The sequence below is a fragment of the Alteromonas sp. LMIT006 genome (genome assembly GCF_024300645.1).
Lineage (GTDB): Bacteria > Pseudomonadota > Gammaproteobacteria > Enterobacterales > Alteromonadaceae > Opacimonas > Opacimonas immobilis.
Map to the genome: position 1 here is coordinate 2,136,118 of NZ_CP101291.1, position 15,156 is coordinate 2,151,273.

8 protein-coding genes are annotated in these 15,156 nt (G+C 45.1%); 2 read left to right on the forward strand and 6 right to left on the reverse strand.

Annotation, left to right across the window (positions count from 1 at the left end; all coding sequences use genetic code 11):
• Window positions 1-201: 201 nt before the first annotated feature.
• The 3 genes from NLG07_RS09965 to NLG07_RS09975 form a co-directional block, all read right to left on the reverse strand.
• Window positions 202-948 (reverse strand): hypothetical protein, encoded by a 747-nt coding sequence (locus tag NLG07_RS09965; protein WP_254855303.1) that lies wholly within the window; start codon window positions 946-948, stop codon window positions 202-204.
• Window positions 949-1,019: 71 nt separating this feature from the next.
• Window positions 1,020-2,933, reverse strand: a complete 1,914-nt coding sequence (locus NLG07_RS09970) for an alkaline phosphatase (RefSeq protein WP_254855304.1) — start codon at window positions 2,931-2,933, stop codon at window positions 1,020-1,022.
• 21 nt (window positions 2,934-2,954) lie between these two features.
• Complete coding sequence (locus tag NLG07_RS09975; RefSeq protein WP_254855305.1) at window positions 2,955-4,535, reverse strand: alkaline phosphatase; 1,581 nt, start codon at window positions 4,533-4,535, stop codon at window positions 2,955-2,957.
• 269 nt (window positions 4,536-4,804) lie between these two features.
• Between NLG07_RS09975 and NLG07_RS11920 the strand changes: the two genes are divergently transcribed.
• Window positions 4,805-5,551 (forward strand): HopJ type III effector protein, encoded by a 747-nt coding sequence (locus NLG07_RS11920; RefSeq protein ID WP_368501252.1) that lies wholly within the window; start codon window positions 4,805-4,807, stop codon window positions 5,549-5,551.
• 4 nt (window positions 5,552-5,555) lie between these two features.
• Window positions 5,556-6,815, forward strand: coding sequence for a DEAD/DEAH box helicase (locus NLG07_RS09990; RefSeq protein WP_254855306.1), 1,260 nt, complete (start codon window positions 5,556-5,558; stop codon window positions 6,813-6,815).
• Here the strand turns inward: NLG07_RS09990 and recD are convergent.
• From recD to recC, 3 genes are read right to left on the reverse strand one after another with little or no spacing between them, the layout of a single operon-like run.
• Window positions 6,797-8,434 (reverse strand): exodeoxyribonuclease V subunit alpha, encoded by a 1,638-nt coding sequence (recD, locus tag NLG07_RS09995; protein ID WP_254855307.1) that lies wholly within the window; start codon window positions 8,432-8,434, stop codon window positions 6,797-6,799. The two genes, NLG07_RS09990 and recD, sit on opposite strands and share 19 nt — an antisense overlap.
• Window positions 8,424-11,906, reverse strand: a complete 3,483-nt coding sequence (gene recB, locus NLG07_RS10000; protein ID WP_254855308.1) for an exodeoxyribonuclease V subunit beta — start codon at window positions 11,904-11,906, stop codon at window positions 8,424-8,426. Before recB ends, recD begins: the two co-directional genes overlap by 11 nt.
• Window positions 11,903-15,121 carry an exodeoxyribonuclease V subunit gamma gene (gene recC, locus NLG07_RS10005; protein ID WP_254855309.1) on the reverse strand — a complete coding sequence of 1,073 codons (3,219 nt, stop codon included), beginning with the start codon at window positions 15,119-15,121 and terminating at the stop codon, window positions 11,903-11,905. Before recC ends, recB begins: the two co-directional genes overlap by 4 nt.
• Window positions 15,122-15,156 lie beyond the last annotated feature (35 nt).

Sequence of the window (15,156 nt, forward strand, 5' to 3'; positions counted from 1 at the left end):
ATGGTAAATTAGAATTTGTTTAGCAATTATTTAAGGAGGTGATCACATATGTCTAGTGTTTTGAATTTTGGTATTGTGACTATGGGTGAGGTGCTACTTAGCTAACCCCTCTTTAGTGCTACCCTAGCTGGCCACGCTACCAGCTCAAACACGGTAAGCCGAGCGATTGCTAGTCGTTCGGCTTATTTTTTTGAGATAAGATTAGTGTGCGTGACCGTGATGATTGTGGCTATGCTCACCTTGTATGGCATCGCCTTGGTCATTATAAAAGCCACTCGCGCCACCTTCGATAAAGCCAAGGTTGACCATTTGCGTTAAAAATGGGTCAGTATGATCATCACCGATATCGGCGTAATCTGTACTGAGATACTGTTCACGGGCGGCAAATTCAGCCGCAATTTCCGTCTTATCCAAATTCAGTGAAGTGAGTTCCCACGTTTCAGTAAACCTTGGGTGTTTGACCTCAAGGTTTTGGATGAGCTGCTTTTGTGGCAACCACTCGAGTTTAATTTGGTCGCTAGCATAAAATTCTACCGATTGACATCCTTGGTTTGAAGCGCTGGTTTGCTTTAGCTTGTTAAGAGTATTATCAGCGATTATTTGATAGCGACGTGACCAATCCGTTTCTATTTCACCTTGAATGCCCTCTCCTGGCTGATATTCAATAGCGCGTTGATGTTGATCAAAAAAACGCGTAGTTTTAATTTGTTGTTTGGTATTGAGATACCACATTTCAGTGATACCGGTATCGTGATATACATGCGCTACGTGATTACCTGAGCGCAGTAATGTAATGCTTGTTTGATAGGTCTGTGCGTTTGCGACTTTTGTAATGGTATAAGTCGCTTTAACTTGACTGTGATCACATTGATTAGACACGCCATCAGGACTGGCAATCACTGAATAAGCAAAACCAATTAAGCTAAAACATAAAAGTGCAGATTTCATAATTTTTCCATTATTGAAGAAAACAAAAAAACGCGTGCTAGGGCAGCCCTAACACGCGTAAGCTGTCAACGTTATTTAAGGTCAGCCGCAAATGCCATGATATGATAGATCATGTTTTGCTCATTGGTACCATTCACCAAAAACGCTGCAGGCCCTTTTGCATAAATCCCAATGTCTTCACCTGAGTGGGTCTCAGCACTGTAAGGTACCAATGCTTCTTGGTGGAAACCCGCTTCTGATGTAGTGACATCCGTCAAATCCTTACGCCCAGTATCCGCAGCTAACCCATACGTTGCATCAGGGTTAAAGCTCGTTGGACCAAAGTCTCTGAAACCACGTCCGTTGGTATAACCTAGCGTCGTGTAAGGCAGTTCGTCACCAGCTAACGCAGGTGTATCAGAACCTACCCCGACTACTTTACCCAAGATGGGGTTGCCACGCTTAGGATAACCAGCAATAGTAAAGACATGACCGTGGTCTGCGGTAACGATGATTAAGGTATCATCATCAGCTGTCAGCTCATCAGCAACTTTAACCGCTTCTGCAAAAGCAATGGTGTCTGTCAATGCGCCGTATGCATTACCTGCGTGATGTGAGTGGTCAATACGACCTGATTCGACCATTAAAAAGAAACCATCTTCATCATTATCTAGGATACGCACCGCTTTTGCAGTCATTTCCGCAATCGTCGGTTCACCTGCAATGTCATTGACACGGTCAGCGTGATATTGCATGTGAGATTCATTGAACAGACCGAATAGTTTTTCCGTCGCTTCTGCATCAATCGCATCAAATCCCGCTTGGTCCATCACGTACGCGCCTGTTGGATACTGCGTCTGCCATTCGGCAATTAGATTGCGACCATCGGTACGATCACCTTCTACCGAAGACGCCGCGTCAGCAGAATTAAATGCCGCATCTTTTGGTAAAAAGTGACGACGACCACCGCCCATCACGACATCGATACCATTGACATCCACACCATCGAAACGCGCTTCAAGGTTTGCTTCAAAATTCACTAACTGTGACGCGATATCTTCACAACCTCCCGTTATCGCCGCTTCAGGCATATCTGAAATATCTTCCCAGTTGCGATCGGCTGATTTGGCATAAGTTGCCGCCGGCGTGGCATGAGTAATACGTGCAGTCGAGATAATACCCGTTGCTTTTCCGGCCATTTCAGCAAGCTCTAGCGCTGTGACTAGTTCATTACCAGCAACCGTGGCACAGTTTCCACGTTCAATGTCTTCATCAACACCGATGGTACCCACATCTGTCTTAACACCTGAAACCATTGCGGTCATGGTGCCAGCAGAATCCGGTGTTTGTGCATCAACATTATAGGTTTTTGATAAGCCTGCGAAAGGAAACTCATCAAAGTGCAAGTTATTTTCTTCACCTAACATGCCTTTGTTTTGACCATCTAAAATACGCGCCGCAGTGACCGTAGAGACGCCCATACCGTCGCCGACAAACAAGATAACGTTTTTCGCTGTGCCACGTAAACGCACGATGGTTTGTGCTGTGGTTTCATTGGCAGAGTCAACGCGTGCCATTTTTGCCATGCTACCGGAAGTCGTTTGCAACCATGTTTCGCGTGCTTCAGAAATCTCTAATTGACCATCTTGGTACCATGGGTTAGTCAAATTATTCAAAATAGTATTGCGATCTACGGTGTTTACGGTGGGCGTGCACACGTAACTGGTTTGACTGATCTCTGCAGTGTCTAATACGCCATTAGCGTTAGAATCAATCCCAGAGTCAATCTGCGTACCACCGTTACGGCAATTTTCGTTATTTATGGCAAGGACGGTTTGCTTCACTAACGAGTTATTGCCAGCTGGACCTTGTGCGCCAACTGGACCTTGTGCGCCAGTTTGACCTTGTGTCCCTTGAGGACCTGTAGCGCCATCTTCACCGTCTAGGGTACAGGCTGATAAGCCAGCAATGGCTAACGCTAAGACGCTTAATTTTAATAATTTCATCGTAGTATTCCTTAGGCTTTGTTATTGTTGGACCAAGCCTAATGCTTGATTAATTAAGTGATAAATGTAGTTTTGTTCAACGACACCTTGTGCTAATTGTGCGCCTGGGCCTTTCGCGTGCAAACTGATGTCTTCACCAGAGTGGGTTTCAGATGAGGTTGGGATCAGCGCTTCTTGGTGGAAGCCTGGCGTAGTGGTATCAACTGCAGTCAAATCTTTACGACCGTTGTTGTTAGGTTCCCCATATGTCACATCTGAGTTCGTTTCAGCGCCATAATCACGGAATCCGCGACCGTTGGTGTACCCTAATGTAGTAAACGGTAGTCCGTCAGCTGCCATCGCAGGCTCAGTGCTACCGACTGAAACGACTTTACCTAGGATAGGATTGCCACGCTTTGGATAGCCAGCAATGGTAAACACGTGGCCATGGTCAGCTGTAACCAAAATCAACGTATCTTCATCCGAGGTTAAAGCATCCGCCGCTGCAACCGCTTCGGCGAAAGCCAAGGTGTCGGTTAAGGCACCAGCGGCATTACCTGCGTGGTGCGCATGGTCAATTCGGCCAGACTCAACCATCAAGAAGAACCCATTTGGATTGTTATCTAAGATCTCAATTGCCGCGGTTGTCATCTCAGCAATCGATGGCTCACCTGCAATGTCGTTGCCACGGTCGGCTTCGTATTGCATGTGCGATTCGTTAAACAGACCAAATACCTTAGTTGCTGAAGCAGTATCAATTGCATCAAAACCAGCTTGATTCATAACATATTGCCCCTGCGGATAAGTGGCTTGCCACTCACTTACTAAGTTACGACCATCAGTACGATCCCCTTCGACTGACGAGCTGGCATCAGCTGAATTAAACGCCGCATCTTTGGGTAAAAAATGACGACGACCGCCCCCCATAACCACATCGATGCCGTCAACATCGACACCGGCAAAGCGTGCTTCTAAGTTTGCTTCGAAGTTGACTAACTGTGATGCAATATCTTCACAGCCATCGGTTACAGCAGCTTCTGGCATGTCAGAAACATCTTCCCAGTTGCGATCGGCTGATTTAGCGTAAGTTGCCGCTGGCGTTGCATGTGTGATACGCGCAGTTGAAATGACACCAGTCGATAGGCCTTTAATTTCAGCCATTTCTAGTGCAGTCATGACCTCATTGCCTGCAACGGTACTGCAATCGCCACGTTCGATGTCTTCATCTACACCGATGACACCAACATCTGTTTTTAAGCCAGACATCATAGCGGTCATCGTACCGGCCGAATCAGGTGTTTGCGCATTAACGTTATAGGTTTTTACCAAGGCAGTATGCGGGAAAGTCTCAAAACTTAAATACCCTTCTTCGCCCGGATCTCCCTCAAGTTGCCCCTTATGAATACGCGCAGACGTCAAAGTAGAAATACCCATTCCGTCACCGACAAACAAAATGACGTTTTTTGCTTTAAATGTGTTTTTTACAGCCAGTTTGCGTTCTAACTGTGACTGCGCATCAGTAAACCACGCATTTTGCGTTTGATAATCAGGAAGTGCAGTTTGAGCATGGGCGGTAGCCACAGCAAATATTGCACTACCAAATATAGTGAGTGTTTTTTTCATATCAATTGTCCTAGTGTGAGATATCTGTTCATGCAATTTGAACATTAAAAAAACTACGTGATTTTTATGACAAACTCTTATCAGTTCTTTTTCAAGATCGTGACAATTAAATGAAGCTTATATTAAATTGTTATGCTATCTCATTACGAAACAATATATCTCAATCCCTTCAGATGTAGCTGTTCAATCGCCCAGTTTTAACAAATCTACATCCTCACCGAATTAATTTGATATACTCTCCTCTTTACAACGCAAGACCATACTCATCCATGACCCCACACACTCTGATTGAGCTGACTGACTCAGCGCCACACACTATTGAATTTGCAACTGTCATGTCTGTCATAGATTCATATTACGATTATACACCCTCTGACTTTACCAACGGCGACACCCATAATGCAGCGGGCAGCAACGAAGGCTCATGTAAAATATTTGCCTTTGCCAAACTCAATAAACTCAGACCAGAAGCGACTTTGTCTTTATTTGGCGATTTTTATCGCAAAGATGTGTTACAAAACCCAGATGGTACTGACCACGCTAATATCCGTAACTTCATCAAGTATGGCTGGGAGGGGATCTCATTTGCACAGCCTGCGTTACAAGAAAAAGTCCCGATTGGTCGCCTCACCACACGCACCATTGCCATGCATGCGGACACCAATCCTGCTGGAGATATTTTTGGTGGTTGGGTCTTATCACAAATGGATATGGCCGCAGGCATTTGTGCAGGGCAACGTGCGCAAACTAGAGTGGTCACGGTTGCACTCGATGGCATGAGTTTTATCAAGCCGGTGCATGTGGGGGATATTTTGGGTGTCTACACTCGCATTGTTCGCGTGGGTCGCAGCTCCTTGGATGTCAACGTCGAATGCTGGGTGCGTCGCAGTCGGATTGGTCAACGTGAAAAAGTGACCGAGGCTATTTTTAAGTTTGTGGCACTCGATCAGAATGGCAATTCGGTTGCGGTGCCTGCACTTGAAGACTTACCTCACTATGTAGAAAGTGACTTATAAGACGATGGCTGAAGCTTCTTTCACTACAATGGGTTTATGTGCGCCAATACTGCGCGCGTTAACCGAACACAATTATACCTCTCCGACCCCCATTCAACTTGAGGGTATTCCGGCGGTATTGACTAAAAAGGACGTGATGGCAGCGGCGCAAACCGGCACCGGCAAGACGGCTGCTTTTACCTTGCCGATATTACATTTACTTTACGAAGCACAACTCAAACAACCCAAGCACGTAACCAATAACCATGTGCGTACTTTGATCCTTGCTCCGACAAGAGAACTTGCCTCACAAATTTACGACAATGTTGTCAAATACAGTCAATACATGGATGTTCGTGTGAATGTCGTCTTCGGCGGGGTCAAAATCAATCCACAAATGATGAAAATCAGACGCGGTACGGATATTTTAATTGCTACACCTGGTCGTTTGTTGGATTTGGTGCAAAAAAACGCCGTAAAATTTGGACAACTGAACACCCTGGTTTTAGATGAAGCCGACCGGATGCTCGATATGGGCTTCATCCATGATATTAAGCGCGTGATTACATTACTGCCACAAAAGCGCCAGACCTTGATGTTCTCGGCAACGTTTTCAGACGATATACGCCAATTAGCCAAACGTTTAGTCAAACAACCCATTGAAATTACGGTCACCCCGCCGAACTCAACGGTGGAGCGGATTGAGCAAGTATTATATACAGTCAACCAATCTGACAAGACTAAGTTACTCATTCACTTGATCAAAGAATATAACTTTCATCATGTGTTGGTCTTTTCTCGAACCAAACACGGTGCTAACCGTCTTACAACGACTCTAATCAAAAAGGGCATCCCTGCAGCGGCCATTCATGGCAACAAATCGCAGAATGTGCGCACCCGAGCGCTGAATGATTTTAAAAATAATGACATTCAAGTTTTGGTTGCAACCGATATTGCTGCGCGTGGTATTGATGTCGCCGGCTTACCTTATGTGATCAACTTTGATTTACCAGATGTCTCAGAAGACTATGTGCACCGTATTGGACGCACCGGGCGTGCTGGAGAGTCAGGTCTAGCCATCAGTTTGGTGACGCCCGAACAAGCACCGGCATTGGCTGGGATAGAGCATTTAATCCAATTACATATCCCTCGAAAAAACGAGTCGGGGTTTGTCTGTAGTCAAGCAATACCGCAGACTAATTTACAGAAAAAAGCGAAGAAACCCAAAAAACCCAAGAAGCCCAAACCACCGCAAAGCGCGCCAAGTCAAGCAAGGAGACGTTGAGTCAATAAGCTGTTTCGTTGCGTATTAGTACTAATGGCAAAATGCAATACCTCAAGCTCCCCTACCAATGACACTTGTTGTTTGGCTCGGGTGATGCCGGTATATAACAACTCTTTGCACATGAGTTGTTTTAGCTGAGACGGATTAGACGATAACTTGTTATTATCTGGCATCACCAAACACACATGCCCAAACTCAGAGCCTTGACTCTTGTGCACCGTCATGGCGAACGCTGTCTCATGCGCTGGTAACTGGGCAGGCAAAAACGAGCGGTACCCATCGCTTGATGGAAAGTACACTCTCAACTCTTGCTGGTTATGTTCTGTCAAACTGGCCAACACAATGCCCACATCGCCATTAAACAAACCGATATCCGCTTGATTTTGTGTGATCATCACCGGCCGCCCGTGGTACCAATTTTGCTCAGTTTGAGCCAAACCCAGCCGTTGTCCCAATGCATCAAACTGCTCTTTATCCGAGCGTGTCGCAGTTAACACCTGAAACTGAGCAAAGGTCTCAAAGACAGATGCAATGTCACCCACTGTTGAGAAATGCTCAACACGCTTTGCATAAGCTGAATATTGCGCTTTGGCAAAATCAATAACCGACCCAAACACCATATTAATGGCTGGATCAGCATTGCTCAACACACTGTCAAAGGCCTCAATTTTTTGTTCGTTGACTGCAACCGCTAACGCTTTGATAGCGCCACCAAACCGATACGTATTTTGTAAATGCACCCTATGTTCTGGCATACCTTGCGCAATCGAGGATAAAACAGCGCCAGCTTCGACTGAAGCAAGCTGGTCAGCATCGCCCATCAAAATTAGCTTACACTTTGCAGGCAATGCTCTGAGTAAGCGATTAAACATGCCAATATCGACCATAGAAGCTTCGTCTATAACCACTACGTCTGCATGCAATGGATTGCCTTTGTGATGCCTAAATTCTGGGGAACCGTGTATTGCTCCCAATAAACCGTGTAACGTCGAGGCCTCTTCTGGCACTGCATCTAAAGCCTGCTCCTGCCCAGTAAAACACGCTCGAACAAATTCGATATTTTGTTTGCCATTGCGCAACGATTCACTCAAGCGAGCCGCTGCTTTCCCCGTTGGCGCTGCGACTTTAATGGTGAGTTCTGGGGATTGCATTAATAACAGAGCAAGAATTTTGACCACTGTAGTGGTTTTACCGGTGCCTGGACCACCGGTTATCACAGCAAGCTGTTTGGTTAACGCCATCTGCGCAGAAAGTTGCTGGTACTCATCATTAAAGTAAGTATCAAGCGATAAAAGCAACTGCAAGGTAGATTGAGACAATACTCTTAACCTATTTGCGACTTCCACTTCGTGTTGCCAATAGCGTTGCACATACAAGTGCCCTTTATCTAGCACAAACGGTTTATCTGCTTGGGTGCACTCTATCTGGTTATCATTGAGGGTTTGATACACATCATTGCGCATTTTAGCGTTCTTCAGTTCATCCTCATTTAATGCAATGCAAATGTGACCTTCTTTGAGCGCATCGAGCAACCGGGTAACAATCGGTTGCCATCCTGAGTCTTGTGCGGCAAAAAACGATGCAACTCTGTTGGATAACTGTTCAGGATTAATGGACATAGACAGAATCTCCTGCAAACAACTTATCCAACGCATCGATTAAAGCAAAGGGGATGTCGTAGCGGTAAACGCCCTGTTCCGCTCGCCCCTCTCGCATGCCTCGACAGAACAAATATCTCACCCCACCAATATGCTTTTCATATTGGTAATTTGGCAATCTATGTTGCAAATAACGATGCAACGCTAAAGTGTAGAGGACACCTTGTAACCCATAATTACTGGTCTGCATTTTGTAATGCATAGCATCAAAATCATAACCTTGAGAAATAAAGTTGGATTTGTAATCCATAACAAAAAACTGCTCAGAGTCATCGCAAGAGTATTGGGCAATTAAGTCCACAAATCCGTTGAGGTGACCGACCAGTGACTTGTCTTGAATTGGCACAAATGGGATCTCAGGAGCATGACTTGCCATCAATTCATTAATTTGCTTGGTGGAACTTTCACTAAGAGGAAAATAAAACGGCATTTCTTTGAGCACGGATGCAGACGAAATATCTTTTAACGCGATAAAATGACCAAGTTCTAGTGAGGCGTGTACGGTATTTTGTATCAGTTGATTGAACGCATCAAAAAACGTGGGATTAAGGACTTCCTCGCTAGATTTGTCTTTGTGAAGCATGTCAAAAACGCCATGTTTTTTGACCAACTGCATGACTAAATCCGGATCGACACCAGCTCTGGCTAGTGCGGCAAAATCAGACAACTCCAACACATCATGTAATAGATTACCGAAATGTGCGCCTTTGGGCAGAATATCTTCATGTGCTAATGTTTCTTCTACTACAAGACCTTCATCCGATGCTTTGGCCATCGCCGTTTCTTCTTTGACGTTTTTACTCAAGCCTGAGAAACTTGTCATGCGATAACGTTTGTCCACTGAACGAGTAAATGTGTTAACGTTTGCACAGTTCAGTTCATCGGTAATGGGTTGATAGATACCTGCCCCCTGCAAACTCACCTCATCAATTATTCGACTGGTTATATTTGGACTCTGCGGGAGACCTTTTGGCAGTAATCTACGCAGGTTGCTATCTTCTGTTGTGATATCGCCTTCAGCTAAAGGATATGCAAATGATTGCGGCATCACCACAATGGTTTCTTGCTTTGCACGAGTAAGCGCAACATAAATTAAGCGCGTGTCTTCATTGTATACATCTTCACACATTTGCTCAGCCAGAACACTTCGCCCCTCATCATTTACATTAGCATGCCACTGACCGTTTCGTTTCACACGATACACCGAACCATTAAGTGCTTTCTGACTAGTGTTATGCAGGTCAGGACAATACACAATTGGGTATTGCAGACCTTTTGATGAGTGTATGGTTACAATCTGCAACGCTTGGGCATCGCTTTCCAGTCGTAACTCTAGCTCATCTGAACTCTGTCCTACCATAAGCCTGCCTAATGCTTGCAACGTTTGTTGTGGTGATAACGCTTCATCCAAAACGTGCTCCTGGAGCAGCTCTAGGATATGTCGAAGATTGGTAATGCGTCGTTCTACGTCTTGATATCGACCCAAATTGACAAACGCACTATGCGTTTCAAACAAATACGTCATCGCAGCAAATAAACTGTTTTGTTGCCAAATATCGGATGCTTTATATAGTGATGTGACCCAGCGTTCCAGTTCATTATTGAGCCCTTCATTCGCTTGTACAAATGCCTCGAGTGTTGGACTAAACATTGGCTCTGCTAGAGCTTTTTTGGCCAATGATAGACGATTCGGTTGCAACAAGGCTTCTAAGATCCGGTACAGAGATTTGGCCTCGTCTGATCCGAACACTGAGTCTTTAGTCCGCACAACAGCGGGAATTTTGAGTTTGGCAAGCGCTTGTTGATAGCGTTTTGCAATATAATTATTGCGAACCAAAATCGCTACATCTTCAGGTAATGTATCGGTCGTTCTAAGCCGTTCGAGTATATTCAAACACACATTATTGCAGATCACCGTCTCTTCATTTGGCGGATTCTTGGTGCCCTTGTCCGTTTCAGCAACCAACCAAAAATGCAAAGGCTGCTCGATGACGGGGTCTTCTGGTTTGTATTTTAGGCCCGGTTTCACCGCTTGAAATGGGAGTTGTTCATTGCCAAAAGGGTGGTCTTTTTGTGCAAAAATCGCATTGGTCGCATACACTAAATTTGGCGCAGAGCGCCAGTTAAAGTCAAGCGTCAAAGCCACGTCGGCAGTATTGACCGCTTCGATATACGTATCGATATCCGCTCCACGGAATTTGTATATCGCTTGTTTGGGATCGCCAATCAGATACAAATAGTGATGACCTGAGCCAAACAAACTATGGAAAATATGCCATTGCTCGGCGTCCGTATCTTGAAACTCGTCAATTAACGCAGCCTTATATCGTGTTTGAATGGCGTCTTTGATATCTTGATGCGCCCCTTCATCTGACAATATCTGCGCTAAACGCAAAATCAAATCGTCAAAGCTGATCACCCCTTGGGCATCTTGCCGCTGCTGTAACTCAGCGCGATAATAATGATATAACTCATGTTTTAAGCTCACTTCAAGACTGGGGAGAGCCTCTTGATAGGCTTGAGCTGCAAACATTGGCGGTTCGAATATAGATTCAAATTCAGCCCAAAAAGCGGCTTTGCGTTCATCTCCTGATATACCGCCTTTTTTCATGAATTTTTTGCCGTTCAACAGCGCCGCGAAACTGGTAAATGAACACAGCTTCATATATTCAGAAGACAAGTTTTCAAAAACAGATACCCCCTCACCTTTGAACTGTTCTTGATTCGATGCGAACCAATTCAACAGTGGAGTGGTATAAGTCTTCAACCAGGTGCTGAGTTTGTTAGACTGAGTATCAATTATCCGCCAGACGGCTTCCCACTCTACCGTTTTCGCCGGTAACAACACAACCTCTGATTGTCCGACCTCTTTGAGCCAATCGATTAACATTTGTGGTGAGGTGTTCACCTGCGCAAACGTCCACGCTTGTTCAGGGGTGAGGTCATAAGTATATTGACGCCAAAAATCATGGACAATTTGCTCTTTGAGTAATGTCGCCTCATCACTCATCGTCAAATCAAATCCCTGCTGACTTTCCAGTGGAAATTCGGTCAATACTCGCTGACAAAAACCATGGATTGTAAACACACCGGCTAAATCAATATCCACCAAGGCACTATTCAAAAAAGCGATGTCCTGCTCCCTACTCTTTTGCCGGGTGTGGATCCAATCCATCAGTTGCGAATCATCACTCGGCGTATCATAGGCCATTCGTGCAGCATACAACTTAGCTCGAATACGCTCTTTTAACTCTTCCGTTGCCGCCTTGGTAAAGGTGACCGTTAAAATTTTGTCGATAGGTATCCCTTGCTCCACGACAAGGCGCAAAACAAGATAGGCAATTGAATAGGTTTTTCCCGTACCGGCACTGGCCTCGATACAGGTGATGCCAGGAACAAAGGGCTGAGCAATTGGATCAAATGGCTGACTCATGAGCGCCCTCCTTTACTGGCAAAGAAAATATCCTTAATACATTCGATACTGAGGTGTTGGGATTGGCTATGCCAAATCTGATCAAACGAGCGGCCTTGTGCAATACGCATGACATCGTCATCAGGTATAGCTTTAAAACCTATTCCCCTTTGGCTATCGAACTGTTTGAGTGCCGAGGAATGCGCTTTATAGCGACGCTCATCTTCGTCAAGTTTAGCTGATTGAGGGCTGTGATATGTGGTCAGCCATGACCATGCCAGATCGGGCCAATACTGCAACGGATCGTTGTATGCATCAACATACATTTTGAGCAAGAGTGGTAAATCCATGTGAACCTCAGCAAACTCTTTTGCCACAACGTTTTGTCCCGTTCCAGCCCCATACAAATACACGGGTTGTTCCGTTATGGCACACACAAGCCCTGCCTTAATAAAGTCTCTGGTTTTCAACGTGCTAAATCGCGCCTGAATAAAACCACTTGCATAATAATTCGGCAATGCACCTTGAATACGGTATTGACCGTATTTGGCATCTACACTAAACACTTCAGAAAAATTATCCATCTGCGTTTGTTTAACCGCTGTTGCAAATCGCTCAACATGCTTAATTTGATGAGTTAGCTGCCTTTTGCCTACCTGACCACTCGCCCATTGACCGGATTCATATAATTGATTCGCAATGACTTCGGCCCCTGCGCCTTCTAAAAAGCGCTGAAAGATAATTTGATTAAGCTGATAGCGTTCTAAAGGGCCAATGGCAAATGGCTCATGAGGCGCAATCATCGAATCTACACTATTCAATCTCACTCCCAAGCGCTCTTTCATAAACCAGCGTTGGGGATGACACGCAAAACTCATCAAATCATCCAGATCAATCACATCGTATTGATGATTACTGGTCGACAGCGGTAATTCAACCCAAGCAGCATCATCAGATTGGTCATCAATCTGTTGAGCTATCTGAGCGTTGTATTGAGCGAAGGTGCTCACTCGACTATGTGGCAAAAAATATCGTTTAGCAAAGGGTTGCAATGGATGCTGGATCACAAATTGCTCTTCTTTCATGCCAAGAACATCTAACAATTCTTGTACGACAACTGAAGGCGGAATGGCTTGAAGTTTTTTTTGTGATTGACCGACATAACTCAGATGCAAATGGGAACGAGCGGATAACAACACTTCTAAAAATTGATAGCGGTCATCGACTCGAACGGATCTATCCCCAAGCTGAAAATCATTGGCCATTAAATCAAAGCTGCGATGCGGTTCTGCTCTGGGAAACTCCCCATCATTCAGCCCCAGGACGCACACCACCTCAAATGGAATACTGCGCATCGGCAGCATAGAACAAAAGGTCAATTGCCCAGCCATAAAGCCCTGGGAGCTCTTGCGCTCGCTGATGGCATTATCTAACCAAGCAATGATGGTACTGAGCTCATGCTCGTTGTTGAGTACATCCTGACAAGGATAGTCTAGCTTGAGTTGGGCAAACGTTCTTATGAGCTCCTGTACCAGAGGGTGTTGTGGGTCAAATAAAAGCACTATCAATTCACTGAACCAAGCTTCCCATTGTGCAAGGGTTTTAGCGGTGGAAGCTTGTTCCGACCAAACAAATAAACACTCGCGGACAAAAAAATCGAGCTTTTCAAGAAGCGCCAGTTGACCGCCTTCAATCGAGACGTTTTGCCCTTGCATCGCAAAACCCTGCATCATTTGGGCAATTCCGGCTTCCCACGTATTTAAAGACAAAGCTGGCAAGCCCATACTCGCTCGATGCGCCGATGATTTGCCCCAACGGATATTGGTGTGTTCGATCCATATGACCATTTGCTCGACATCCGCAGACGAGATATTCAGAAAGGACTGAATTAAGGGTCTGTCTAATACATCAACCACTTCAGACCAAGTAAAACGTCCAGGTAACAGATCCAAAACGGACAGCAACGTTGCATAGACCTGATTGCCAGACTGCGGAGCTTTATCCGCGATTGCATATGGCATATCGCTGCCAGAAAACACGGCATCGATAAACGGCTGATAGTCGGTAATATTGGGTGCCATGACCGCAATATCACGCAACTCAAGTTCAGGATTATGTTGCAACTGACGTAAAATTGCGTCCTTGACTACTTCGACCTCACGCAACCGAGAATGACACGATACCACCTGGAGTGACTCATCTGCTTGAGTGATCTGGGGTTGGGCCATATTGTGCAAAATCGCATGTTGAATCGAACTGAGTACCGTCTCTGCCTCAATATCTTGTTCTGTACTATCAAACTCCCAATGAAACGTTGCAGTGGCGAGTAATAATTTATGGAAATCTCGGCCTTGTTGGCCAAGTAGAGATAATAATGGATGCTCACTTGACGCATCTATTTGCTGAGCAAAAGCATCTAATTTTGCAATTTCAGCGGAGCTCACTCGTTGCATAAGCTGATCGAGACGAGTTTGTGAGCGAGAACGAATGTCAGCCCAATACCCTTTGGTTGGTTGGGTAAGATAAATATGTACGTCAATGTGTTTTGATAAACACTGTAAGACTTTGACAAATACCTCGGGCATGGAATGGATCCCAAATACAGAAATGCGCGGTGGTAAATCCTGAAACGTGCCAACTTCAGCGTCATGTAATGCCTGCATCAGATTGAGCCACATTTGGCCAATATGCTGCTCATCCTCTATGCGTTTTAAGACACGGCGCCAAATCTGCAAGGTCCAATGCTTGCGTTTTCCTAAAACAGTTAAATCCGGTACCGACTCAGGATCCATCCATAATGGACGAAAAATCTGATATTGATCGAATAACTGGGTCAACTGCTGAGCGAGTTGAAAGCGTTTTTTTCCGTTATCGTCTTTTAAATATCGCAAAACCTCGCCAAACTCAGTCAACGCCTCATCACGAATGTCTTTTAAAACCCCATCGACCACCCAAACCAAACGCTCCCGAGCAAAATGCTCTGGTTTGAGGCTTTGCTCTGAACACACTTGCAGACTGATTTGGTTAAAAAACTTGTTGGGAAACAAAAATTCATAGTTTGCCATCACCCCAAAACGATCCGATAAGCGTTGCAATAACCAACGCTCCATGCCCTGTGACTGAATTAAAAATACTTCCTGATCAAACACACTGGGCAAAGGGTGTGACTCAATAACTGTGGCCAGATGCTCTAACAAATGTTCCGTTCTATTCGAGGTGTGCAGAGTAAATGCCATCGTGTCCTATCTATGTTGAGGAATGATTTGGAGAT